General features: G+C 73.2%; 23 protein-coding genes and 1 riboswitch. Of the genes, 10 read left to right on the forward strand and 13 right to left on the reverse strand.

Annotated features, from left to right (window positions below; all coding sequences use genetic code 11):
• Nucleotides 1-51 precede the first annotated feature (51 nt).
• Nucleotides 52-1224, forward strand: coding sequence for a 23S rRNA (uracil(747)-C(5))-methyltransferase RlmC (gene rlmC, locus ACIBBF_RS08205; protein ID WP_397412335.1), 1173 nt, complete (start codon nt 52-54; stop codon nt 1222-1224).
• Here rlmC and ACIBBF_RS08210 read toward each other — a convergent pair.
• The 3 genes from ACIBBF_RS08210 to ACIBBF_RS08220 all read right to left on the reverse strand — a co-directional run bounded on the left by ACIBBF_RS08210 (nt 1191) and on the right by ACIBBF_RS08220 (nt 4941).
• The gene (locus ACIBBF_RS08210) at nt 1191-2906 is read right to left on the reverse strand and encodes a hypothetical protein (protein WP_397412337.1); all 1716 of its coding nucleotides are present in this window, start codon (nt 2904-2906) and stop codon (nt 1191-1193) included. The genes rlmC and ACIBBF_RS08210 overlap by 34 nt on opposite strands.
• A gap of 184 nt (nt 2907-3090) precedes the next feature.
• Nucleotides 3091-4593 carry a hypothetical protein gene (locus ACIBBF_RS08215; RefSeq protein WP_397412339.1) on the reverse strand — a complete coding sequence of 501 codons (1503 nt, stop codon included), beginning with the start codon at nt 4591-4593 and terminating at the stop codon, nt 3091-3093.
• 126 nt (nt 4594-4719) lie between these two features.
• Nucleotides 4720-4941: a hypothetical protein gene (locus ACIBBF_RS08220; protein ID WP_397412340.1), complete on the reverse strand. Its 222-nt coding sequence runs from the start codon at nt 4939-4941 to the stop codon at nt 4720-4722.
• A 592-nt stretch (nt 4942-5533) separates the two neighbouring features.
• Here ACIBBF_RS08220 and ACIBBF_RS08225 point away from each other — a divergent pair.
• Nucleotides 5534-7378, forward strand: coding sequence for a class I tRNA ligase family protein (locus ACIBBF_RS08225; protein WP_397412342.1), 1845 nt, complete (start codon nt 5534-5536; stop codon nt 7376-7378).
• On the opposite strand, the gene ACIBBF_RS08230 is transcribed toward ACIBBF_RS08225, so the two are convergent.
• The gene (locus ACIBBF_RS08230; protein WP_397412344.1) at nt 7359-8207 is read right to left on the reverse strand and encodes an ion transporter; all 849 of its coding nucleotides are present in this window, start codon (nt 8205-8207) and stop codon (nt 7359-7361) included. The genes ACIBBF_RS08225 and ACIBBF_RS08230 overlap by 20 nt on opposite strands.
• A gap of 204 nt (nt 8208-8411) precedes the next feature.
• Here ACIBBF_RS08230 and ACIBBF_RS08235 point away from each other — a divergent pair, with 204 nt between their 5' ends.
• Together ACIBBF_RS08235 and ACIBBF_RS08240 are read left to right on the forward strand one after the other, a co-directional pair.
• Nucleotides 8412-8678, forward strand: a complete 267-nt coding sequence (locus ACIBBF_RS08235; protein ID WP_397412346.1) for a GlsB/YeaQ/YmgE family stress response membrane protein — start codon at nt 8412-8414, stop codon at nt 8676-8678.
• A gap of 53 nt (nt 8679-8731) precedes the next feature.
• Nucleotides 8732-9664, forward strand: a complete 933-nt coding sequence (locus tag ACIBBF_RS08240) for a hypothetical protein (RefSeq protein ID WP_397412348.1) — start codon at nt 8732-8734, stop codon at nt 9662-9664.
• 97 nt (nt 9665-9761) lie between these two features.
• Here the strand turns inward: ACIBBF_RS08240 and ACIBBF_RS08245 are convergent, their stop codons facing one another.
• Nucleotides 9762-10493, reverse strand: coding sequence for a C40 family peptidase (locus ACIBBF_RS08245; RefSeq protein ID WP_397412350.1), 732 nt, complete (start codon nt 10491-10493; stop codon nt 9762-9764).
• A gap of 1 nt (nt 10494) precedes the next feature.
• Nucleotides 10495-10691: riboswitch (cyclic di-AMP (ydaO/yuaA leader) on the reverse strand.
• A 165-nt stretch (nt 10692-10856) separates the two neighbouring features.
• Here ACIBBF_RS08245 and ACIBBF_RS08250 point away from each other — a divergent pair.
• On the forward strand, nt 10857-11750 hold the full coding sequence (locus tag ACIBBF_RS08250) for a hypothetical protein (protein WP_397412352.1): 894 nt from the start codon (nt 10857-10859) through the stop codon (nt 11748-11750).
• A gap of 154 nt (nt 11751-11904) precedes the next feature.
• Nucleotides 11905-12966 carry a S8 family serine peptidase gene (locus ACIBBF_RS08255; protein WP_397412354.1) on the forward strand — a complete coding sequence of 354 codons (1062 nt, stop codon included), beginning with the start codon at nt 11905-11907 and terminating at the stop codon, nt 12964-12966.
• A gap of 70 nt (nt 12967-13036) precedes the next feature.
• Here ACIBBF_RS08255 and ACIBBF_RS08260 read toward each other — a convergent pair whose 3' ends face one another.
• The 3 genes from ACIBBF_RS08260 to ACIBBF_RS08270 form a co-directional block, all read right to left on the reverse strand.
• On the reverse strand, nt 13037-13702 hold the full coding sequence (locus tag ACIBBF_RS08260) for a C40 family peptidase (RefSeq protein ID WP_397412356.1): 666 nt from the start codon (nt 13700-13702) through the stop codon (nt 13037-13039).
• 347 nt (nt 13703-14049) lie between these two features.
• Nucleotides 14050-14502, reverse strand: a complete 453-nt coding sequence (locus tag ACIBBF_RS08265) for an SRPBCC family protein (RefSeq protein WP_397412358.1) — start codon at nt 14500-14502, stop codon at nt 14050-14052.
• A 1224-nt stretch (nt 14503-15726) separates the two neighbouring features.
• Nucleotides 15727-16371, reverse strand: coding sequence for a SigE family RNA polymerase sigma factor (locus tag ACIBBF_RS08270; RefSeq protein WP_397412360.1), 645 nt, complete (start codon nt 16369-16371; stop codon nt 15727-15729).
• A gap of 82 nt (nt 16372-16453) precedes the next feature.
• Here ACIBBF_RS08270 and ACIBBF_RS08275 point away from each other — a divergent pair, with 82 nt between their 5' ends.
• The 3 genes from ACIBBF_RS08275 (at nt 16454) to ACIBBF_RS08285 (ending at nt 19432) form a co-directional block, all read left to right on the forward strand.
• Nucleotides 16454-17563 carry a DNA glycosylase AlkZ-like family protein gene (locus ACIBBF_RS08275; protein WP_397412362.1) on the forward strand — a complete coding sequence of 370 codons (1110 nt, stop codon included), beginning with the start codon at nt 16454-16456 and terminating at the stop codon, nt 17561-17563.
• A gap of 67 nt (nt 17564-17630) precedes the next feature.
• Nucleotides 17631-18149, forward strand: a complete 519-nt coding sequence (locus tag ACIBBF_RS08280) for a GNAT family N-acetyltransferase (protein ID WP_397412364.1) — start codon at nt 17631-17633, stop codon at nt 18147-18149.
• Between the two features lie 92 nt (nt 18150-18241).
• A complete protein-coding gene (locus ACIBBF_RS08285) occupies nt 18242-19432 on the forward strand; it encodes a cytochrome P450 (protein ID WP_397412366.1) in 1191 nt (396 codons plus the stop codon).
• A gap of 45 nt (nt 19433-19477) precedes the next feature.
• Here the strand turns inward: ACIBBF_RS08285 and ACIBBF_RS08290 are convergent, their stop codons facing one another.
• The gene (locus tag ACIBBF_RS08290; protein ID WP_397412368.1) at nt 19478-20761 is read right to left on the reverse strand and encodes a cytochrome P450; all 1284 of its coding nucleotides are present in this window, start codon (nt 20759-20761) and stop codon (nt 19478-19480) included.
• A gap of 132 nt (nt 20762-20893) precedes the next feature.
• Here ACIBBF_RS08290 and ACIBBF_RS08295 point away from each other — a divergent pair, with 132 nt between their 5' ends.
• On the forward strand, nt 20894-21136 hold the full coding sequence (locus tag ACIBBF_RS08295) for a hypothetical protein (protein ID WP_397412370.1): 243 nt from the start codon (nt 20894-20896) through the stop codon (nt 21134-21136).
• A gap of 93 nt (nt 21137-21229) precedes the next feature.
• Here ACIBBF_RS08295 and ACIBBF_RS08300 read toward each other — a convergent pair whose 3' ends face one another.
• The 4 genes from ACIBBF_RS08300 to ACIBBF_RS08315 form a co-directional block, all read right to left on the reverse strand.
• Entirely contained in the window at nt 21230-21736 is a 507-nt protein-coding gene (locus ACIBBF_RS08300) for an FBP domain-containing protein (protein ID WP_397412372.1), read from the reverse strand.
• 421 nt (nt 21737-22157) lie between these two features.
• Nucleotides 22158-22976, reverse strand: coding sequence for a MerR family transcriptional regulator (locus tag ACIBBF_RS08305; protein WP_397412374.1), 819 nt, complete (start codon nt 22974-22976; stop codon nt 22158-22160).
• Nucleotides 22977-23014: 38 nt separating this feature from the next.
• Nucleotides 23015-23551 carry a VOC family protein gene (locus ACIBBF_RS08310; RefSeq protein ID WP_397412376.1) on the reverse strand — a complete coding sequence of 179 codons (537 nt, stop codon included), beginning with the start codon at nt 23549-23551 and terminating at the stop codon, nt 23015-23017.
• 88 nt (nt 23552-23639) lie between these two features.
• Nucleotides 23640-24002 (reverse strand): DUF3817 domain-containing protein, encoded by a 363-nt coding sequence (locus tag ACIBBF_RS08315; RefSeq protein ID WP_397412378.1) that lies wholly within the window; start codon nt 24000-24002, stop codon nt 23640-23642.
• Nucleotides 24003-24020 lie beyond the last annotated feature (18 nt).

Below are 24020 nucleotides of genomic sequence, written 5' to 3' on the forward strand. Positions count from 1 at the left end.
CCGGCCCGCCGGCCGGTCGGGGGCCCGGCCGCCGCGCTGGATAATGGGTGCGTGCAGTGCCCCCACTACGACGCCGGCCGCTGCCACTCCTGCACCCTCCTGGAGATCGACTACCCCACCCAGGTGCTCGACAAGGAGCGGCACGTCGCCGCACTCCTCGAACCCGTCTCCGCGGACCTGACCTGGCTGCCTGCCGTCCGCAGCGCGGAGTCCGGCTTCCGGAACAAGGCGAAGATGGTGGTCAGCGGTACGGTCGCCGAACCGGTGCTCGGCATCCTCGACGGGGCCGGCCGCGGCGTCGACCTCACCGACTGCGGCCTCTACCCGGCAGCGCTCCAGGCGTCGTTCGGTCCGCTGGCCGCGTTCGTCACACGGGCCGACCTGGAGCCCTACCAGGTCTCCGGCCGGGGCAAGCGCGTGCAGCAGCGCGGCGAGCTCAAGTACGTGCTGGTCACCCTGTCGCCCGACGGCGAGCTCATGGTCCGGTTCGTGCTGCGTTCCCAGGAGGCCGTCGCGCGGATCCGCAAGCACCTGGCCTGGCTCCGGGCAGAGCTCCCGGCACTGGCGGTCGCGACGGCGAACATCCAGCCGGCGCACGCCGCGGTCCTGGAGGGCGACCTGGAGATCCCCCTCACGGAGCGCACCACGCTGCCCATGCGCATCGACGACATCACGCTCGACCTACGGCCGCAGAGCTTCTTCCAGACCAACACGGCGGTGGCCGCCGAGCTGTACCGGCAGGCCCGCGCCTGGGTCGACGAGGTGCGCCCGGCGAGCCTCTGGGACCTGTACTGCGGGGTCGGCGGCTTCGCGCTGCACTGTGCGGCGCCGGGCCGGGCGGTCACGGGCATCGAGATCAGCGCGGAGGCCGTGACGGCGGCGTCGGCCACGGCCGCACGGTTGCGCGACGGCGCCGCGGGCGAGCGGTTCGCGGACGTCGGCTTCGCGGCCGGCGACGCGACCGAGTTCGCCGTCGGGCCCGGCGCCCCCGCGCTGCCGGACATGGTCATCGTCAACCCGCCGCGCCGCGGCATCGGTGCCGACCTGGCCCGGTGGCTGGAGTCCTCCGGGATCGACCACGTCCTGTACTCGAGCTGCAACGCGACGACGCTCGCCAAGGATCTTGCCGAGATGCCGTCGCTGCGACCGGCGCGGGGCCGTCTGCTCGACATGTTCCCGCAGACCTCGCACTACGAGGTGCTCGTCCTCCTGGAGCGTTCCTGACCGCTGCCGGGTTCGTGGCCACGCTCCTGGTCGTGACCGTGTCGCCCGTCGGTGCGCTCGCCGCCCGTGCCGCCACCGGGCTGCTCGTGGCCGCGGGTGCGTTCACCGTCGCGTTCCGGGCCCCAGCGGTCCCCGTGGTTGCCGCCGTGCCCCCGGTTGCCGCCGTCCTGACCCTTCTTCGCCTGGCCGGGTGGAACACCGGTGTGCCCCGCGGGGCCCGACGGTGCGTCCTCCGCCGGCTCCGACACGCCGGATCCGGCCGCCTTCTCCGACTTCTTCGCCTGGCCCGGGGCGACCTCGCCCTTCTTGCTCTGGCCGGGCGGCGTCTCCTTGCCTGCCTGGCCCGGCGGGACGCCGTCGTTCTTGGCGAGGCCCGGCGGGACGCCGTCCTTCTTGGCCAGTCCGGGCGGCACCCCGTCCTCGTTCCCTGTGCCGGATGCTGTGCCGTCCTTCTTCTGCCGGCCCGGCGGCACGCCGTCGCTCTTGGCGAGCCCCGGCGGTACACCGTCGGACTTCGCGAGCCCCGGCGGGACGCCGTCCTTCGTCGCCAGGCCCGGCGGCACGCCGTCGCTCTTCGCGAGTCCCGGTGGCACATCGTCCGCGCCACCCGCCCCGGGCGCCCGTGACGCGGTGAGCCCAGGGGCCGCCGCAGGATCCGCCTTCGCCGGACCCGGTGCAGCCCCCCGCGCCTCCGCCGGGGCGTCTCGCGGAGTGCTGACGGAGACGACGCCTGTCTCCAGGAAGGACGTCGACGCGCCCGCGTTCCCGGCGGTCCCGGTGCCGACGGCCGTCGTGATGATGAGGCTTCCCGCGACCGTCGCCGTCAGGGCGACGGGGTCGGTCAGCAGGCCGCGGACGACCAGGGCCGCGCGGCCGCCGGCCCCGGCGAACCAGCCCCCGACCGCCGTCACGGCCGCGGTGATCGTGCCCGTCCCGGCGGCGACCGCGGTGGACGTCCGCACGGCCGTGGCCGCACCGAGCAGCAGGACGGGCGCGGCGGCACGCAGCATCCAGTACGACTCGCGGACGTCGACGAACGCCCGCGTGCAGCCGGCGCACTCCACCATGTGGTCCTCGACCGCCTGCCGGCGGTGCGGCATGAGGCGGTTGCGCACGAAGTCGTGCATCGCGGCGCGCGCCGTCCGGCACTCGACGTTCTCGGCCGTGCCGGCATGCGTCTCCGCGAAGCCGCTCGCGAGCCGGTTCTCGGCCCGGCGCAGACGCCGCCGGGTGGCGTACGGCAGCATGCCGATCTCCTCGGCGATCGCGGACACCGGTCGCGACCCCACGTGGTGGTCCCAGAGGATCTGCTGCTCGGCGGCCGACAGCCGTTCCATCGCCGAGCTCAGGGCCTCGAAGTCGACGGTCCGGGTCGGCACCGTCGCGACGTCGTCTCGGCCGGCGGGCGTCGCGGGTCCCGCTGCCCCGGGCCCGGGAGACTCCGGCCCCGCGGGCTCCGGCTCCTCGCGTGCCATCTCCGCCGCGACGCCCAGTGCGGCGGCGCTCCAGAACGCCACGGGATCGGTGATCCCTCCGGCCTTGAGGAGCTGGGCGCACAGCATCTCGAGGCCGCGGCTCGTGGCCACCTCGGGGTCGACCCCCGGGACCCGCCGGGACACCGCGGCCACCACGGCACGACGATGCGCCGCCCACTGGGCGAGGTCGGCGCTGGTGACGGTCACTTGACCCCCCTCCACCCCACGGCCGGACACCGTGGGAGCACGCCGTGCACGAAACCTCGGGCGTGCATGCTCGCAGAGAACCTGCGCCGAGGGAAGGCGCCGGCGGGTGAGCCGAGCCCGGGGCCGGGCGGAGCCGCGCGGACGCACGGCAACGAGCGGGTCCGGTCAGGGGCCCGCCGGACCATCAGTCACCGGCCGCGGACTCGGCGTCGTCGGCGGCCTGGCCGAACAGGCCCGTGAGCAGTGCCCACAGCTCGTCCAGCGTGGTGGTCACCAGGTCGATGCCCGGCAGGTCGGACAGCCCGAGGCTCGCGAGCAGGTCGGACAGGGCCGTGCCGAGGCCAGGGGTCTCCGGCTCGACCGGCGGCACCTCGGGCTCCTCGGGGGTCTCCGGTTCCTCGGGCTCGGGCTCCTGCGTCCCCGGGTCCTCAGGTTCCTCGGGCTCCGGCTCGGCCGGCGGCTGCTCGGTCCCGGGGGTGTCGCTCCCGCCGTCGGGCGGGTCGGACGTCTCACCAGGGCCGGGGGTGCTGGGGGTGTCGTCCTCGGGCTCCGGCTGGGGGTCGGAGGCGGGGGCGGTGTCGGCCGGCTCGGGCTGCGGCTCGGTGACCGGGGCGGGCGCCGGGACGGCGTCCTCCTTCGGGGTGGTCGCCGGGCGCGGCTGGGGGTCGGCCGGCGGGATCGACGGCGGCTTGTCCGCGGGCTGCTGCTCGGTCGGCGTCGAGCCGTCGCCGGCACCGCCACCCCCGCCGGCACCTGCGCCACCACCGGAACCGGTGCCACCGCCTTCGCCGACGTTCTCGCTGGCCTGGACCGGCGGATCGTCCTCCTGGCTCGCGATCATCCCGACCGCGGTGCCCCCGACGGCCAGGACTGCGAGCACGCCTGCGGCGACCGCGAGCTCCTTCTTGCCGGGCGTCCGCGGCTGCGGCTTGCCGGCGACCGCCGCCGTGCCCGCCGCGGCTCCTCCGACGGCGCCGGTCACCCAGCCGCCGGCGATGAGGTGTTGTCCGAGGTCGCGGAGCATCCAGGAGACTTCGCGGACGTCGATGAAGGCGCGGGTGCAGTCGGCGCAGCCGTCCATGTGGACCTCGAGGCGGTGCTGGCGGCGGGGCAGCATGCGGCCTTTGAGGTAGTCGTGCATGCCGGCGCGGGTGGTGCGGCACTCGGGTTCGGTCACGGCCTGGGCGTGGGCGGCGGCGAACGCGCCGGCGAGGCGTTCCTCGGCGCGGCGTAGCCGCATGGTCACGGCGTGGGGGCGTACGCCCAGGCCGGTGGCGATGTCGGTGACGGCTTTGTCGTGCACGTGGCGGTCGAACAGGATCTGGCGGTCGTCGTCGGCCAGGTCGGCCAGGGCGGTGCGGAGCATGCCGGCGTCGGCCTGGCGTTCGGCGTCGAGCTCGGCGCCGTCGGCGGGGGGTGTCAGGCCGTCGAGGGTGTCGTCCTCCACGAGGGTGGTGCGGCCTTGCTCGCGGGTCATGGAGATGGCTTCGTTGACCGCGGCGCGTCGCCAGTAGGGGGCGGGGTCGGTGATGGTGCCGCCGGTGGAGACGATGCGGATCATCTTCTCCAGGGCGCGGCTGGTGGCCTCCTCGGCATCGATCCCGGGTACCCGGGCTGCTACCGAACGCACGACGTTACGACGATGCACGACCCAGTCGTCGATGCGGAGATCACCGGTTGTCGTCACGCGGCCTTGCCCCCCTCTGCGCATAGTGTCCCGTTTTGACTCGTTGGCCAATGATGGCACCGTGGCTCCGGTTTCGCACATGTCGCCGGGATCTTCCGGTGTGGTACTCGATCGTTCCATCGGTGCTCATCTCCGCCTCGTCGAGAACGCCGTCGAGACCGCGTCGAGGCCCTGCGGCCCGGACGTCGCGTGAATCACCGCGAGCGCGACCTCGCAGGTGGCGGCGATGAGGTCGCTCGCTCCCCACGCGTCGGCGAGGCGGTACAGCTTGACGGCATCGCCCTCGGCGTAGGCGCGCAGGTATTGGGCGCCCAGACGAACGAGTTCGGGGTGCTCGGTGTGTTCCATGCAGCCCAGACGCGTGAGCCGCCCGGATGTCACAGCACTTGAGGAAATTTCTTCGATTGATCCTCTGGTGTCCGATTAGCACCCCTCGGTTCGACTGATCAGGTGCCTCGGGCAGCCGTTCACCGTGCGCCAGGTGCCGTTGTCCGGTAGGCCTGTGAGCCAGGCCACATGAAAATGCATCGAGAAGTGCTGTGACTTCCGGGACGTGCGCGCGTCAGAGCTGTGACGCGGACGAAGTTCGGACCTCGCTGGGGGCGGGCCGAGCTCCGGCGCGTCGGGTGGGAGCCGTGGTTCGGAGTGCGCTGGGGGCACGCCGAGCCACGTGCTCCCGCTCACCGGCGCGAGCGCCGGTTCGGACCTCGCTGGCGGCGGACCGAACCGGCGCTCGTTCCTCGACCGGTTCCTCGACCGGGCGGACGCTCTTTACCCGCTGCGTCCGGCCCACGTATCGTGCCGTCATGCGCATCGCACGCTCGCTCCTTACCTAGCCGCACCGGACAGCCCTCGATCGGGCACACCCGGTGCGGCCGCCCCTCCTCGTGAGGGGCTTTTTCGTGCCCGGACCCGATCGACGCACCGGAGAGCGAGAACGATGAGCGAGACCCTGGGCTTCGCGGCGGCCGACGACGGCGCCCGCCCCCGCCGCTACCTGCTGACGATGTTCCCGTACCCCTCGGGCGACCTGCACATGGGTCACGCCGAGGTGTTCGCGATCACCGATGTCCTGGCCCGCCACTGGCGCGCCAAGGGCTTCGACGTGCTCAACCCCGTGGGCTGGGACTCGTTCGGCCTGCCGGCCGAGAACGCCGCGATCCGCCGTGGCGAGCACCCGGCCCTCTTCACCGAGGCGAACATCGCCACCCAGGCGGCGTCGATCCGGCGCTACGGCGTCTCGTTCGACTGGACCCGGCGGCTGCACACGCACGAGCCGGCGTACTACCGGTGGACGCAGTGGCTGTTCGCCCGCCTGTACGAGCGTGGCCTGGCCTATCGGGCCGAGGCGGAGGTGAACTGGTGCCCGGGCGACCGCACGGTCCTGGCCAACGAGCAGGTGGTCGACGGGATGTGCGAGCGCTGCGGCGCCACGGTGGTGGCGCGCAGCCTGACGCAGTGGTTCTTCCGCACCACCGCCTACGCGGACCGCCTGCTGGACGACATGAGCCTGCTGGAGGGCGGCTGGCCCGCGCACGTGCTGACCATGCAGCGGAACTGGATCGGCCGGAAGCACGGTCCCGACGGGCCGACCTACCGTCTGCACGACTGGCTGGTCTCACGGCAGCGCTACTGGGGTGCGCCCGTCCCGGTGGTGCACTGCCCGGACTGCGGCGAGGTGCTGGTGCCCGACGACCAGCTCCCCGTCGAGCTGCCCCACCTGGAGGGCGACGAGCTGGTGCCCGGGGACGTCTCGCCCCTGGCCGGCGCGCGGGACTGGGTACGGACCACGTGCCCGCGCTGCGGCGGCCCGGCCGAGCGGGACACCGACACCATGGACACGTTCGTGGACTCGTCCTGGTACTTCCTGCGCTACCTGTCGCCCGGGTACGACGCCGGGCCGTTCCGTCCCGAGGACGCCGCCCGCTGGATGCCCGCCGCGCTGTACGTGGGCGGCGTCGAGCACGCCACCATGCACCTGCTGTACGCGCGGTTCGTCACCAAGGTCCTGTACGACATGGGCCTGGTGCCGTCGCCCGAACCGTATGCCCGCCTGCTGAACCAGGGGCAGGTGATCAACCACGGCCGGGCGATGAGCAAGTCGCTGGGCAACGGCGTGGACCTGGCGGCCGAGCTGGACCGGTACGGGGTGGACGCCGTCCGGCTGGCGATCCTGTTCGCCGGACCGCCGGAGGACGACGTCGACTGGGCGGACGTCTCGCCCGACGCGATGCGGAGGTTCCTGGCCCGGGTGCAGCGGCTGGCGGACGCCGGCCCGTCTGCCGCCGTCGACGCCCGTGGGACCGCGCCGTCGCACCTGCGACGGGCCGTGCACCGCGCCGTGCAGGACGTCGACGAGCTGGTCGAGGCAGGCCGGCTCAACGTCGCCGTCGCGCGGCTGATGGAGCTGGTGGGCCAGGTGCGCCGGGGTCCGGGCGCCGGGCCGGAGCGCGACGAGGCGGTCGCCGCGATCGCCGTCCTGCTGAGCCTGTTCGCGCCGCACGCGGCGCAGGAGCTGTGGGAACGACTGGGCCGCACGACGCCGGTCGCGGCGCAGCCGTGGCCGGAGGTCGACCCGGCGCTGCTGGTGGTGTCCGAGGTCGAGGCGGTGGTCCAGGTGGACGGGAGGGTGCGCGACCGGCTGACCGTGGCCGCCGACGTGACGGCCGAGGACCTGGAGCGGGCCGTGCTGGGCCGGCCGGCCGTGGTCCGGGCCCTGGGGGGCCGGGTGGTGCGGCGGGTCGTGGTGCGACCGCCGCACCTGGTCAACGTGGTGCGGGGGTAGCGGCGTCGCCGTCCTCGCCGAGCCGCGCACGGACGGCGCGCAGCTCGGCGAGGATCTCGCGGTTCTGTGCCGCGAGGGCGTCCAGGCGCTCGTCCTTCTGCAGGTCGTCCTCGCGCTCCTCCTCCGACATCTCCTCCATGCCGTTGACGATCACGGCGATGAAGAGGTTCAGCACCGCGAAGCTGACCACCAGGATGTAGAGCACGAAGAAGATCCACGCGGACGGGTGGGTCTCCATCACGACGCGTGCGATGTCGGGCCAGGCCTCACCGGTCATGGCCTGGAACAGGGTGAAGAGCGTGGTCCAGAGGTTGCCGAAGTACTCCGGCGCCGCCTCGCCGAACAGTCCGGTCGCGATGACGGCGGACACGTACATCACCAGCACGAGCAGCGCCCCGACGGCGCCCATGCCCGGCACCGCCCGCAGCATGCCGTCGACCACGCGCCGCAGCGCCGGCACGGCCGTGACCACCCGCAGCACGCGCAGCACCCGCAGGGCACGCAGCGCGGACAGCGACTCGGTGGCCGGCAGCAGCGCGACGCCGACCACGACGAGGTCGAACACGTTCCACGGGTCACGGAAGAACCGCCGTCCCGTGGCGACCAGCCGCAGCGCCAGCTCGACCACGAAGAACGCGAGCATGGCGTGGTCGATCCCGCGCAGCACCTCGAACGCCGCGCCGGTCACCATCGTCTCGGCGCCGAGCACCAGGGCGTTGGCCAGGATCACGCCGAGCACCAGCCGGGTGAACCACCGCTGCTCGAGGAACGCCCTAAGCGCGTCCCGCCAGGTCCGCCGCCCGGCCGGCGCGCCGATCTCCCGGTTCATCCGTCGTCATCTCCTCGTGTGCCCGGAGCCCCCTGCCCCGGCCTTGCCCGCCGCGTGCCCGGCCGAACTATAGCCGCTGACGTATCACGATCTGATGCGCGTAATGTCCCGATATAGACCCGATTCGGCGGGTCCGGTGGCAAGTCGGCGGGATCAGTGCTGAGGTAGTCGCACGTAAGCCATACCACTCTGGAGGAAAACGCCATGGGCTTCTGGGCCTTTCTCATCCTCGGCCTGATCGCGGGCGTCATCGCCCGAATCATCCTCCCGGGCAAGCAGCCGGGCGGTTTCTGGGTCACGCTGCTGCTCGGCGTGCTCGGCGCCATGCTGGGCGGCTGGCTCGGTGGGCTCATCTTCAACATCAGCTTCGACGCGTTCTGGTCGTGGCAGAGCTGGCTGTTCTCGGTGATCGGCGCGATCATCGTGATCCTGATCGTCCAGGCGATCTTCGGTCGGCGTCAGAACGCTTGATCGCGGGACTCCGCACCGCGACGCACCGCGGCCGCGCCGGCACCGTCGTCCTCGTGGCGACGCTGATCGGCGCGGCCGCCGTCGCATGCACGTCCGGTGGCCCCGGGCCGTCGTCCACCCGGGGCCCTGTGCCCGACGACGTGGTCGGGCACCTCCGCGTCGCGGTGGCGCAGGGACGTGAGCAGTACGCGACCCGGGAGATCCGGCTCGAGGTCACCAACGACTCCGACGAGACCCTGACGCTGCTGTCCGGGGCGTTGCGTGCCGACGGCTTCGGGCCGTCCCACCCCACGAAGGAGGGGCGCACGCTGGTGCTGCGTCCCGGGACGACGCGCGCCGTCTACGTCGGGCTGGGCGAGGCACGCTGCACGGAGCCGGCGGGCACGCCCGCCCCGGCCGGCTCACCGCGACCGGAGCCGTCCCCCACGGTGAGCGGGGCGCCGTCCGCCACGATCACGCTCGCCCTCGGCGAGGGGGACGACGCGGGACCGCCCACGGAGGTCGTCGTCGACGACGTGGGCGACCCCGTGGGCCACCTGGCGCGCAACCACGAGGCGGACTGCGCGGTGGCCGCCGTGGCGGCGGGCGTGCGCCTCGCCGTCGACGACGAGGTGCGCGTCGAGACCCGTGACGGGGAGCTGACCGCCCTGGTCACCCTCCGGATCGAGCCGGTCGACGGCGGTCCCGCGGTCACCGTCGACCGGATCGCCGGCACCACCCTGATGAGCAACCCTGACCCGGCGGACGGCGCCTCCGGCTGGGTGGGACGTGACCTGGCGGGGCAGCGGTCCGGCGCCGTCGTGCTCGCCGTCGTCCCCGCGCGCTGCGACGTGCACGCCGTGGCCGAGGACAAGCGCGGCACGTTCCTGCCCGTGTCGGCCAGCGTCGACGGCGTCCCGCAGCGCACGGTCTACGTGCCGATGCCGGACACCGCGCGCTCCGCCTTCTACGACTTCGTCGGGGAGCACTGCGCCTGGCCCGGATGAGCCGGCCCGCCGGTGTGGCGGTGCGGGAACGCGTGAGGCGCCGCCTCCGGCACCGGGCGGGGACCCGGTACGGAGGCGGCGCCTCACGAGCGGAGCGTCAGACGACGCGGATGAAGGTCGGGCTGTTCTGCCACATCTCGGTGTAGCGGACCGGCATGCCGGCGGCCCAGGCCTCGATGATCATGCCGTCGCCCGCGTAGAGGGCCACGTGTCCGGGCGTCCAGACGATGTCGCCGGGCTCCGGGTAGGTGACCTGGTAGCCGGAGCCGAGCAGCGCGCCGGACTGGTGCGGCAGCGAGACGCCGAGCTGCGCGTACACGTACTGGATGAGGCCCGAGCAGTCGAAGCCCGCGGACGGCGAGGCGCCGCCCAGGACGTACGTGATGCCCAGGTAGTTGAAGGCGATGTTGACGGCCTGCGTGCCGACCGGGATCGGGTCCGGTGCGTCGACGGAGACGACGGCGGGGCCCTCGCCCTTCTCGCCGTCGGCACCCGTGGCACCCAGGGCTTCCATCTCGATCGGCATCTTCGCGTCGGCCGGGACGGTCACGGTGGGGGCTGCGGCCACGGCCTGCTTGGCCACGGCGGTGAGGGACTGCAGGTCGGTCGAGTTCAGCTTGGCCGTCTTGACGTCCGTCTTCAGGTCCATCGCGGGCGCCGCGTGCGCGGTGGTGGCGATGGTCGAGATGAGGACGCCGCCGGCGGCGGCGGCGATGGCGCCACGGCGGGCAACGGTGCCGGCGTTCTCGGTGGCGGTACGAGCGAGGATGGTCAGCGGTGTCTGAGCGGGCCGGCTGTCACGATGCCGGCCGCGGGTGGAGTTCGTCACCTAAGGTCTCCTGTACCGCCTGCGAGGTCAGCTGTCGGATTCGGGTGAGGAGTGCACACCCGGCCGCACGGCTACTGGGGGGTTTCCGTCCGGCTTCACCCCGAGGGCGACGATGGTGCTGTCGCCCGGAAGTGGGTCCCCCGCTCCTGTCTCGACGTCTGGTCATGAGCCGGTGACAGGATTCGGCGCCCGGCTCACGGCCCCACCGATGCGGTGGAGCAGAAGTCAAAGTACACACGTTCACCGAAAAAGTCACGATCGGGTTACGCATTACGGTCTGACCCAACGAAGGCGCAGATTTACGCCGTTTCGGTCTTCCTGCGTTATGACCGACATCACATAGATCCGCTACGGTTCGGCGGCATGGGCGACAGCGAGCATCGGATCTCCGCCTGGTGGGCCGTTCCCCTCAGCGCACTCGCCTGGTGGGCCGGAGGTTTCCTGCCGTGGATCGTGCAGGTCTCCTACCAGGTCACAGGCCTGGCCGAGGGTGTGGCGCCGGGGCCGGCCGGCTTTCTACCGCTTCCGTTCGAGGGTGACGACGGCGTGGTCGGCCTGGTCGTCATGGCCCTGATGGGCGGGCTCCTCGCGGGCGTCACCGCCCGCGTCCCGGCGTCCGCCGGCGCGGGTGCGTGCGCCGCGATCGCCGGCACCCTGCTCGCCATGGGGGCCGCGGGCAGCGCCTCCTGGTGGCTCGTCACCCGCGAGGGCCTGCCCGACGACGCCGCACCGCTCGGGATGCTCGTCGTCACCGGCGTGGCCGGTGTCGTGGGCCTCGGTGCGGGGCTGCTGGCAGGGCTCGGTCCCGGCCCTCTGCGCGGCCTCGCCCTGGCGCTGCCGGTGGTGCTCCTCGACGCCTGGGTGTGGGGCTTCGTCCCGGGCCATCCGGTGTCGCCGGTGGGCACGTGGTGGATCCTGGCCGTGGCGCTGGGAGTCGCGTTCGGCCTCGCCGTGGACAGCCGTCCCATCGAGCTGCTGGGGTGGCTGCCGACCGCCGGTGCCGTCTGGGTGCTGCAGGCGGCCGGGCCGGCCCTCCTGGCCGTGCAGGAGAACATCTGGCCGGGCTCGCCGCTGACCGAGGACCCGCTGCTGGCCGTGCGCATCGTCTGGCGTGAGATCGCACCGGCGGCGATCGACTCCGAGGGGCACCAGCTCGGCGCCTGGGTGGTCGCCCTGCTGCTGGGGGCGGCTGTCGCGGCACTGAGGCTGTCCCGGGAGGCGTCGGACGAGGCCGAGCTCACGGAGGCCTGGGCCTGACGTCGGCGCCGCGGCGGTCCCGGCCGCTACTGATTGCGATTGGGTAAATTTCACCCGCAGTGCCCGAACTGCCCTGTTCTATCCCGGTCTGCTGGCCCTAGGTTTGCCCCAGTTCGGGGGCAAACCAGTCCCTGTGCGAACAATGGGGGCATACATGAACAGGAAGTCACTCGTCGGCGCCGCCACCTCCGCGGCACTGGCCGTGGCGGCGCTGGTCGCCGTGGCGCCGGGTGCGCAGGCCGCCACCAACGACCCGTTCCGGGACAAGCAGTGGGGCCTGGACCAGATCAACGCGGAGGCCGCCTGGCCCGTCTCCACCGGCAAGGGCGCGGTGGTGGCGGTGGTCGACACCGGGGTCGACCTCAGGCAGCCCGACCTTGCCGGGCAGCTCCTGCCGGGCGCCACCTTCACCGGCTGCGCCGACGTCCGCCCCTGCGGGAACGGGGACTACCGGGGACCGGACGGGAAGAACGACGGGGACGAGCACGGGACGCACGTGGCGGGCATCGTCGCCGCCGCGGCGAACAACGGGATCGGCGTCGCCGGCGTGGCGCCGGGCGCCAAGATCCTCCCGGTCAAGGTGCTCGAGGCGGGTTCCGGCTCGTCCCAGGACATCGCGGACGGCATCCGCTGGGCCGCGGACCACGGCGCCGACGTCATCAACCTCTCGCTGGGCACCGCGCCGGGCGGGCAGCTGCTGACGATCCTGGGCGTCGACACCCTGATGCGGGACGCCATCGCGTACGCGCGCCAGCAGGGTGCGCTCACGGTGGCGGCGGCCGGCAACTCGTCGACCCCGCTCTGCAGCGACCCCGCGTTCACCAGCGTCGCACTCTGCGTCGGGGCCACGGACTCGGCCCGCGTGCACTCCTACTACTCGGAGCTCCCGATCAAGCTCGACCTGAAGAGTGTCTCGGCCCCGGGTGGCTCGGGCGGTCTCACGGGCTGCGACGGCGACGTGTGGTCCACGGTGCCGGTGGGCACGGGGTCGAGCACGTGCGGCGCGGGCAGCTACGACTCGTACGCGGGCACGTCGATGGCGACGCCGCACGTGGCGGGTGTCGCGGCGCTGCTGTACGGCCAGGGCCGGAGCATGCGCGAGGTCGAGAGCGCCATCCTGTACACCTCGCGCGACCCGCTCCTGGGGCTGGTCGGTGTGTGGACGCCGCTGTACGGCTACGGCATCGTCGACGCGGCGGCCGCCGTCGCGTACTGACGCGCACCGGTCGTGTCAGACGCCCAGGTCCCTCGCGGGGCCTGAGCGTCTGACATCACCGGGGGGTCGGTCAGTAGGGCCGGATGTAGACCGCGTAGTCCTGCCACTGGGCGGTGTGGCGCACGGGGGTGCCGTAGTTGGCGGCCTCGACCACCATGCCGTCGCCCGCGTAGAGCGAGACGTGGCCCTGGGTCCACACGATGTCGCCGGGGATGGGTGAGGCGACCTGGTAGCCCGCCGAGACCATCGAGGACGAGGAGTGCGGCAGCTCGACGCCGAGCTGCGCGTACACGTACTTGATCAGGCCGGAGCAGTCGAACCCGGAGGAGGGCGACTCGCCGCCGTACGTGTAGGCGATGCCGATGTACTGCAGGGCGATCGCGACGGCCTGGGCGCCGATGGAGCCGTCGGACGCGTAGTCCGGCGTGGCCGGCTCGGCCTCCTGGGCCACGGCCTCCGCCTCCGGCTCGGAGTACGTGGCGGTCTCCACGACGGGCTCGGGCTCGGGCTCCGGGGCGGGCGTGACCTTGACGGCCTTGCTCTCGATCCGCAGCTTCGCGTCGGTCGCGACCTGCACCGCGGGTGCCGTCGCGATCTCCGTCTTGTCGACGCTCGCGAGGCGGTGGGAACCGTCTCCCACGACGGCGTGTGCGCTGGGTGCGAGGGCCGTCGCGAGAAGTCCGGACGATGCCGCGATCAGCGCGCCCGAGCGGGCGGCCGTACGGGTCACGGTCATCAGGGGAGTGCTAGGAGCGTGAACGGCGCGGTGTCGACCGCGTCGGACGGTGGTACTCACCGAAGTTCTCCAAGTCGCCGGTTTCGCGGACCCGTACCGGTCTGGGGAATGGGGCCCGCGGCTGCGCCTCCGGTGGCGCAACGGATCCGACGCTACATACGGGTCCCCACCTTGTCTCGATCAGATAACGGTTGTTGTGAAGTATCGAGCTGTCCGAAACGCGCGTAACTTTTCGCCTCAATGCCTTTTCGCAGTTCAAGGGTCATTCTTGGTGCCGAAATGGCGTTCTGGGAGGCGTACGGAAACACCGGAGGAAATGATGTGACACGCCGGTAGCGAGCGGTGTGTCAGTCCTTTTCGCGGACTATGCGCTCCGACTCGGCCACCAGGCCGGCCAGCTCGGTGTCCACCAGCTCGCGCATCCGGGAGCCGAGGGCGAGGTTGGTCAGCCCGGCGAGCATCCCGCTCTGGGCGACGACGAGCGTCACCTCGCACGTCTCGCCGTCCTCGCCCGGCACCGGGGCGATCAGGTGGGCCGCGCCCGTGCGCACCCCGGGCGTGCTGCTCGACCAGGAGAAGCCGCGGCCCTCGGTCAGGCCGTCCACCTCCCACGTCGCGCGGGGCAGGCCGGGCTGCTCGATCTCGACCCGGGAGCCCACGGCCAACCGGGTCCCGTCGAGGATCGACACGCGCGTCATGGACCGCGTCCAGGCGGGCATGCGCTCGACGTCGGACAGGATCTGCCAGACGACGGCGGCGGGCGCGTCGACAGGGGCGCTGGTGCGGTAGGCGTGGGCCACGGGCCCAGGCTACGCGGAGACGAGGAGCGTCTCGCGCGGCCCGGGCCCGTGGCGGGCCTCCGCGTGGTCGGCCGGTCAGGGGCCGGTGGAGAGCACGATCGTGACGGGGGGCACCCCAGGTGACGAGCGCGCCCTGCGCCGGGTCGGAGGAGACGACCGTCCCGTCGGGCACGGTGTCCGACCGCTGTTCCTCGAAGGAGCAGGCGAGATGCTTCTGCAGGCAGACGACCTCGACGTCCTCGCGAGTCATCGCCGTGAGGTCGGGGATCTCGATGGCGCTGTCGGCCACGGCGTCGGGCAGGTGGGTGAGCTCGGTCGTCAGGTAGATGTCCGTGCCGTGCTTCGTGTCCCGTGTCTCGAGCGGCAGGTTGCGCGTCTCGTCGTAGATCACGGTCCGCGTCCTGTCGTCGTCGCCGTACTGGTACGTGGCGGCAGTGCCCCGGCGGTCCTCCGAGTCCCGGACGTCCTGCTCGACCTCGACGCCGTCGAGGTCGGTGAGCAGCTCCCACGCCGCGGCCCGCAGCTCCGGGGCGGCCGGTGCCTGGGTGGCCAGCCGGGCCGCGACGTCTCGCAGCTGCTCCATGCCGTAGCTCGACGGCGCGTCGACGTCGTCGTAGTGGGCGAGCAGGGCGTCGTGCAGGGCGTCCGGCTCGGTCGGGAGCGCCGCCATCTCCGCCCAGGAGTAGCTGCGGGCGTGCCCCTCGATGTTGATGTGGTCACCGAGGTGCATGAGTGCCGGGCCCTGCGCGGTGAGCTCGAAGCTGACGCCGTCGCCGTACCAGCTCTCGGTGCCCAGCACGCTGCCCAGCGGCGCCTCGGGCCCGGACCCCGCACCGGCCTGACCGGGTGCCCCTCGGGTCACGACGTGGAAGTACGTCGCCTCGCGCCAGCCCTCCGGCGGCACCACGGGCCCCATGGGCGGGTAGGTGGGCAGCTCGGGCAGGGGGTCGCCCTCGCTCGACGTGCGGGGCGGCCCGGTCGGCGACGGCGAGGGCTCGACCGGCATCGTCGTCGAGCCGCCGGGCAGGACGGTCCCCGGCTCCAGCGTGGTGGCCGCCCAGGCCCCGCCGCCGAGGGTCAGCGCCAGGGCCAGTCCGACGCCGCCCGCCCGGACGGCCCGGTGCCGCCGGGCGGCGGGGACGACGCGCGCGACGTCGACGTCGATCCGTGGCGCGACCCGCGCGACCTGCGCGCGCAGGTTCTCGGCGAACTGTTCCTCGTCGTTCATGACCCGCTCCTCTCGTGGTTCGTATGCCGTGGGGCCGCGTCGCCCGCGTCGCCCGCGCCGTCGGCCCGCAGGATCTCGCGCAGGCGGACGATGCCGCGGGACGCCGTGGACTTGACCGTGCCGACCGAGACGCCGAGCGCGTCGGCGACCTCGCGCTCCGGCAGACCCTCGAGGTGCCGGAGCACCACGATCCGGCGCTGCTTGGTGGGAAGCAGCCGGAGTGCGCGGACCAGCCGGTCACGTTCGGCGTGCACGTCGGCGGGGCTCCGGCCGTCCTGTGCCCGCTCCGGCAGGGTGTCCGCGGCCATGAGGACCTCTCGGCGCCGTCTGCGCCAGCCGTCGACCCGCAGGTTCGCCAGGACGCGCCGGGCGTAGGCGAGCGGTTCGCCGCTGCGGGCCTTGGGCCAGGCCAGATACGTCTTCATCAGGGCCTGCTGCACCAGTTCCTCGGCCTGGTGCGTGGCGCCGCACAGCAACCAGGCGGTGCGCGCCAGCGCCGGGGCGGACCGGGACATGAAGGCGGCGAACTCCGCCTCCTTGTCGCCGGCGACCACGACGTCGAACGGGCCGGCCACGGGGGCCGCCTCGCGACCGTGGACCGGGTCGGGGCTCGAGCGCCCCGCGACCATTGGCATGCTCATGCCTCCTTCACGGTCGGGGGTGGCGAAAGGTTGAGCGGGTCACCCGGCGCGGTGTGTCGGTGTGCTTCCGTATCCTCACCGCATGGCCACGCACCGGCTCACCGTCCAGCAGGCACGCCGCATCGTGCTGCGCGCCCAGCTGCTCGACGCGCACCGTCCGGTCGACCTGGTGCACCTGGTGGAGGACCTCACCTTCCTCGCCGTGGACCCGACGTCGGCCGTGGCGCCGGCGGTGGACCTCGTCGCCTGGTCGCGGCTCGGCGGGGAGTACTGGGTGGGCGCCGTCGACGACGCGATCACCGACCGCATGCTGTTCCAGCTCCGGGGCACCGTGCGGTCCATGGGCGACCTGCCGCTGTACCTGGAGCAGATGGCCCGGTGGCCGCAGAACGAGACCATGCGGCAGTGGCTCGCGGACAACGCCGGGTTCGAGCGGGAGGTGCTGGCGCTCGTCGAGGCGGAGGGCCCGGTGCTCGCCAAGGACGTGCCGGACACGGCACGCGTGCCGTACACGTGGGGCGCCGAGGGCTGGAGCAGCCGGCGCAGCGTGGCCGAGATGCTCGAGGCGCTGAACATGCAGGGCAAGCTCGCGATGGTGGGTCGCAAGGGCCGGCAGCGGTTGTGGGACCTGGCCGAGCGCGTCTACCCGCAGGTCGATCCGGTTCCGTTCGAGCAGGCGCTCACGGAGCGGGTGGAGCGGCGGCTCGCGGCCGAGGGGATCGCACGCAAGCGCGTGCAGGGGCGTTCGGGGGACGGCGCCTGGTGGGTGGACCTGCCCGGCGAGGTGGTCGAGGTGGAGGGCGTCGACGGGCAGTGGCGGGTCGACCCGGAGCTGCTGGACCGCGCGGACGACGAGATCGAGCCGCGCACCGCGCTGCTGTCCCCGTTCGACGCGATGATCGCCGACCGGACCCGGCTCCTGGACCTGTTCGACTTCGAGTACACGCTGGAGATGTACAAGCCGAAGGCGGCGCGGCGCTGGGGCTACTTCGCGCTGCCGATCCTGCACGGGGAGCGGTTCGTCGGAAAGCTCGACGCCAAGGCCGACCGCAGGAGGGGAGTGCTCGACGTGTTCGCGGTGCACGAGGACCTGCCGTTCGACGGGGCCACCATGGACGCCGTGCACGCCGAGATCGAGAGCCTCGCGTCCTGGCTGGGCCTGGGCCAGGTCGACTACGCCCGGGACTCCTGACCCCCGGTCAGGTGGTTGAAAGTTTCACAAACCACGGATGTCACGTCATGCGGCTATCATCCGCGAGGTGACGTCGCAGATGATGGTCGACCTCCTCCCCGTGGGAGAGGACGTGCTCGAGGACCTGCTCGCCGTGGCCGTGACCGAGGCGCAGCCCGGTGAGGTGATGCCGCCCACCGCGGGCGAGTCGGCGACCGAGGCCCGCACCGCCTGGACCGAGCCGCGCAAGGGCGCCTTCCGGGAGTACCACCGGCGGTGCCGGGTGAGCCTGGACGCCCCCGTGCCCGAGGTGACGTGGGCCGTCACGGCCGGCGGCAGGGTCGTGGGCGCCGCCCGGCTCGCCCTGGTCGACGGCGATCCCGGGGCGCGCGAGGTGGGTCTGTGGCTGGGCCGCTCCTCTCGCGGGCAGGGCATCGCGGGCGAGGTGGCCTACTGGGCGCTCGCCGCGGCGCGGACCATGGCCGCGGAGCGCCTGGTTGCCCGGTCGGCGCCGGGCAACGTCACGGCGCGCCGTTCGCTGCAGCGCATCGGCTTCGAGCTGGTGGAGCAGGACGGCGTGCTGATCGGGACCATCGCCGTGCCCTGATCTCCTCGCACGGTTCGACCGGGCATCATGGACAAAGCGGGCATCTCAGAAAAGACTGTGCCCCGACCGGTCGTTCGTCGTGAGGAGAGCTCGTGGAAACCCTGGTGCTGGACGCTGCCGGCAGGGCGCCGCTGGAGGAGGTGGCGCGGCTGCGTGCCAAGGGCCCCGTCACCCGGGTGGGGCTGCCGGGCGGCGTGGCCGCCTGGGCCGTGACCGACCTGGCCCTGCTGCGCCCGATGCTGGTCGACCCGCGGATCTCCAAGGACTCCCACCAGCACTGGACCGCCCTCGTCAACGGCGAGATCACGCGCGAGTGGCCCCTGTTCACCTGGGTCACCAGCAGGTCGATGTTCAACTCGTACGGGGCCGAGCACCGGCGCCTGCGCAAGGTCGCGGCGCGGGCCTTCACCGCACGGCGCACCCGTGCCATGCGACCCAGGATCGAGGCGGCGACCACTGGCGCCCTCGACCGGCTCGCCGCCGCGGGCGCCGACGGCGTCGTCGTCGACCTGCGCGAGCAGTTCGCCTACCCCATCCCGATCGAGGTGATCTGCGACCTGCTCGGCGTGCCCGACGGCCAGCGCGGCGACATGCGGCGGTACGCCGACGTCCTGATGGACACCAGCGCGACGGCGGAGCAGGCGCTCTCGACCCAGGTGGCGCTGCGCGCGCTGATCACCCAGCTCGTCGAGGCCAAGCGCGAGCAGCCGGACGAGGACCTGACCAGCGTGCTCGCCGCCGAGCTCCCCGCTGCCGAGGCCGCCGGCACGGCACAGCTCGCGCTGATCGCCGGCCACGAGACCACCGTGAACCTCCTGGCCTCGGCCGTACGGCTCCTGCTCACCCACCCCCACGTCCTGGCCGCGGCCCGCGCGGGCGAGGTGGCGTGGGCGGACGTGGTCGACGAGACCCTGCGCGTGGCCCCGCCGGTCGTCTACATCCCGCTGCGGTTCGCGGTCGAGGACCTGGAGCTCGGCGGCGTCCCCATCACCAAGGGCGACCCCATCATCGCGGCGTTCGGAGCCCCGGGCCGCGACCCCGGTCTGCACGACGAGCCCGCCCTCTTCGACCCGGCGCGCCGGGACCGTACCCACCTCGCGTTCGGCGCGGGCGCCCACCACTGCCCGGGGGAACCGCTCGCCCGGCTGGAGGCCGAGATCGCCCTGCCCGCCCTGTTCGACCGGTTCCCCGGCCTCCGGCTCGCCGACCCGGACGCCGACCTCGGCCAGGTCCCCGGCTTCGTCGCCAACGGCCCCGTGCGGCTGCCGGCCGTCCTGGGCTGACGGGTGTCGCCGTCCGGCCACCACGCCGGGCTCACCGGCAGGCGCTCACCCGTCGACGTCGCCGTACGCCGTGGCCCGCCGGTACGTGACCGGCATCCGCGCCGGGTGCCGCACCCACGGCGACGGCGCCCACGGCAGGCCCTCGTCGGGCACGTGCAGCGTCACGTCCATGTTCCGCAGGAGCTCGTCCACGGCGACGCCCGCGATCAGCCGGGCCTGGCGCGGCGCCGGGCACCGGTGCAGCCCGGTGCCCCAGGACAGGTGGGCCCGGTTGTCCACCTGGTCCCACGGGTCGTCGCTGTGCACGGCGGGGTCGGCGTTCGCCGCGGCGATCGACAGCACCAGGGCGTCGCCCTTCCTGATCAGGCGCCCACCCAGCTCGACGTCGTTCCGCGCGAACCGCAGCGCCGGAGACTGCGCGATCGGCGACTCCCGCCACAGCACCTCGTCCAGGGCGCCGTCCAGCGTCAGCCGTCCGCCCGCGACGCGGGCGGCGAGCGTGCGGTCCGACAGGACCAGGTGCACCGTCTGCGTGATCCACGCCGTCAGGAAGATCGCCGCGGCGTGCATCGGCACCACGGCGCTCGCCGCGATCTCTCCGTCGTCCGCGAAGTTGCGGTGCACCGCGAGGTGCGCGATCAGGTCCCGGCCGCCGTGGGCGCGGCGCTCGCGGATGTGCTGGAGGATCGTCCCGGCCACCCGTGCCTGCGCGGCGGCGACCTCCTCCCCGTCGCCGACGACGACCTTCGCCGAGTCGGTCATGAGCCGGCCGCCCGTCTCCAGGTCGAAACCGAGCAGCGTGGTCATCGCGAGGAACCCGGCGGGCTGGCAGTACGTGCGCACCAGGTCCACGGTCCCGGACTCGCCCATCCGGTCGATGATCCGCTCGCACATGTCCTTGGTCTGGTCGCGCACACGGCGTTCGTCGAGCGCCTCCAGCGCGTCGTCCAGCGGTGTGCGCAGCCGGCGGCGCTCCTCGCCGTCGTGATGGAACGACGCCGGACGCGGTTGCGCGGGAGCGAAGGTGGCGATGGCGGTACCCGTGGGCAGCAGGTCCTCGGAGTTCCAGCGCCAGGTGCGCGGGTCCTTGGCGAACTGCGCCTCGGAGCGCATCACGTGGCAGTTCTCCTGGTGGCCCATGACCAGCCACCCCGGTACCACCTGGTCGCCGGCGCTCTCGATCTCGACGGGGGCGACGGGTCCCCACCGCGCCTGCAGGGCGGCGTAGGCCCCCGCCTGGTCCGGGCTGCTGGTGAGCTCTGTCAGGGAGACGAGTCCCGACAGCTCCTCCAACACGACCGTCTCGTCCTGAATTGTCCGGTGAGCCATGGCTGCATCCGACCACAGCCGCCCCGGATCCGGAAGGGTCGCGGGGCCCATCGGGAGACGGACACTTCCGCGACGTGAAAACTCGGTCCCCGAAGTGCTGTGACATCCGCGCGACCGCCGCGTCTGCAGGGCATGACGCAGACAACGAGCAGGACCTACGGCCTCGCCTCGAACCCCGCGGAGTGGGCGGCGCACCGTCGCGCGGTCGTCTTCTCGGTGCACCGCATGTTCCCCGGTGTCGACGCCGAGCGGGCGGCGACCGAGGGCCTGGGCGAGCTCTGCCGGCAGATCGTGGTGCACGGCGCCGTCGACCGTCCGGCCGTCGTGTGGTGCGAGGCAGCCATCGCCGCGGCCGCGCGGCTGCGCACCGCATGAACCGGCGGTGGTGCGTCCCGGCCCCGGCCCTGCGGCCGCACGCACGCCTGTCGGACGCACAGGCCACGGGGACCTGTGCGCCCGACGCGAAGGTCAGCGCGTGCTGCCGACCTCTGCCACGAACCGCGCGGCGCGTTCGCGCAGACCGGCGATGCGGCGGTCGGTGATCAGCTCACGCACAGCCGGGTCGTTGCCCGCCTCCGTGAACGTGGGCGTGCGCCGCACGTTGCGCGAGCACACGAACTCGGTGCAGATCAGCGTGCCGATCGTGTTGCCGTTGCGGCCGGACGCGCCACCGCGGCGGGCGACGTACATCGAGACCTCGTCGGTCACGACCACGTCCTCGCACCACGCGCACACGCCCTTGGCGCGGGCGCGGCCCGTCTTGGCGTCGGTGGAGCGCAGCAGCACCCCGGTCGGGGTGCCGTCGAGCTCGAGCACCACGTACGAGGACAGCGGCGCCTTGCGGTCGTGCCAGCCCAGGTAGTCCAGGTGCTCCCAGTCGAGGGTGTCGAGGTCGGGCAGGGTGGCCTGCGCGGCCTCCCGCTTGCTCGCGTTCAGGAAGGACGCGCGGATCTGCTTCTCGGTCAGGGGGTTCATCAGGTATCGGCTTCCGGTCGTTCGGAGCCGCCGCCGGCATCAAGCCGTCGGCACGGACGTGCACGACGACGCCGCGGTCACCTCGACACGGAGGCCACCGGGCCGGCGGGCGGCAGGGCAGGGGACGACGCCGCGCCCGCCCTCCGACGTCCCGCCGAGACGCACACGACCGCTGAACGGTCGGTGGGTGCGCGGCAGGGAAGCTCAGAGAGTCGTGACGCGGGTACGGGTGCTGCCCGAGCAGGCCTGGACGGCCGCCCCGCATCCCGCGGTGAGTTCCCGCATCTCTCGCTCCTGTGTCCGGTGGAGCCGGCCGGGCGAGACGCCACGGGGCCGACCGTTCGATGCTACGACACACGCCCCGCGAGGGACACGTGCTTTTGCCCACAGGCCAGTCCGGGTGCCGGTCCCAGCTCCACCCCTAGGTCCACGTAGCAGTCTCCGGGTCGACGCCGTGCGCCCGGGCGTTGGCGTCCACCGCGTCCCGGAGCCACCCGGCCAGGCCCGGTGCGATGCCGTCGTAGAACGAGCGGTAGCCGGGATCGGTGACGTACGTGCGGCCGAGGCAGACGTGCATCGAGTGGGTGCAGTCGAAGTAGGCGCCGACCGACGCCCGGTGCCGCTCCGCGAGCGCGCGGGCCCGCGCGCCGTCCGGTGGCACGCCCTCCCGGACGGCGGCGCCGAGGTCGGCGTGCAGCACCTCCAGGTCGGCCACGATCCGGCGGTAGTCCTCCGGGCCACGGTCGGCCGCGCGCTCGGCGTACTGCGCCCACTGCGCGGTGTCGCCCCAGCGCTCGCGGGCCTCGGCGGTCCAGGCGGGCTGCCAGTCCGCGCCGAAGATCTTCGCCTGCTCCTCGGGCGTGAGCAGCACGCCGGACCGGCGGGCCTCGATCAGCCGGTCCAGGGCCTCGGCGGACCGCTCCAGGTGGCGGATGCGGTCCCGTACCTGGTCGCGCTGCCGCAGCAGCGACTCCTCCGCGTGCTCGGCCGGCGCGTCGAGCAGGGCCGCGACGTCGGAAAGCGGTACGCCGAGCTCGCGGTAGAGCCGGATCCGGTGCAGCCGGGTCACGTCCGCGGCGTCGTACAGGCGGTGGCCGCCCGTGGTGCGGCGGGACGGGCTGGCCAGGCCCAGCTCGTCCCAGTGGTGCAGGGTGCGGACGGTGACGCCGACGGCGGACGCGGCGCCGCCGACGGTCAGGCCGTCCGGCGGCACCGCGCCGGCAGCGCGCACGTGGGTCATCCGACCCAGTCTCGCAGCCGGGACCGCGGCCCGCGGTGTCACTCCGCGGGCGCGTCGATGCCCACGTCGATGCCCACGTCGCGCAGGTTCCGGGCCGCGGCGCTGTCCGGGTCCCAGGGCTGGGCCGCGGTCATGGTGACGCGGACGTTCTCGGGGGTGACCACGTCCACGTCGACGGTGCCCCACGGCATGGGGCGAGGGCCGGTGGTGCAGCCGGGCACGAGCTCCTCGCAGGCCGTGGCGATCTCGCCGGCCTGGCCGAGCACGCACGAGAAGCTCACGCTCAGGGCCGGCCCGGTGCCCGGAGCGGGTGCACCCGCCGCCGGGTCCGCGGGCACCAGCAGCACGTCCTGGAACATCCAGCGGCGCAGGTGCACGACCTGGCCCGGCGCCGAGTAGAACTCGAAGAAGCCGAGCCCGCGGACCCAGAAGTCCGTGGACGCGGCCAGGTCGGTGGTGGGCACGGTCACGAACATCGGCATGCCGTAGATGCCGCGGAAGAGCTCCGGAGCACGGGCGTCCGGTCCGGGCACGGGGACGGGGCTGACGTCGAAAGCGGGGTAGATGTCGGTCATGCCGTCAGGCTGCCCCCTCACGTCGCGTGAGGTTCAAGTCGGCCCCCACGTCTTCTTCGCGAGGCCGGGGCCCGGGGCCGGCGTCGAGCTAGCGCGTGAGCTGCGGCTCCGCGGGCTCCTGCGTGGCCGCCGCACGATCCGCGGGTTCGGCGAGGTGTCCCGTGCGCTTCAGCCACCACTCGGCGAGCAGCGTGGTCAGCGGGGGCACCGACGACGCCAGCGCCACCAGCGTGCGGAACCAGCCCCAGCGCAGCCGCACGGCGACGACCAGCGTGACCACGACGAACAGCACGAACGCCCCGCCGTGCAGCCGCCCGAACAGCCACACCCCCGCCTCGGTGGTCTCGGTGACGTACTTGAGGAACATCCCGACCAGCAGCCCGGCCCAGGTGAACGCCTCGATCCAGGCGACGACGGCGAACAGGCGGCCCAGACGGGACATCGGGGGCATGCGGGGTTCCTTCCGGAG

The organism is Promicromonospora sp. NPDC050880 (assembly GCF_044456525.1).
GTDB lineage: Bacteria > Actinomycetota > Actinomycetes > Actinomycetales > Cellulomonadaceae > Promicromonospora.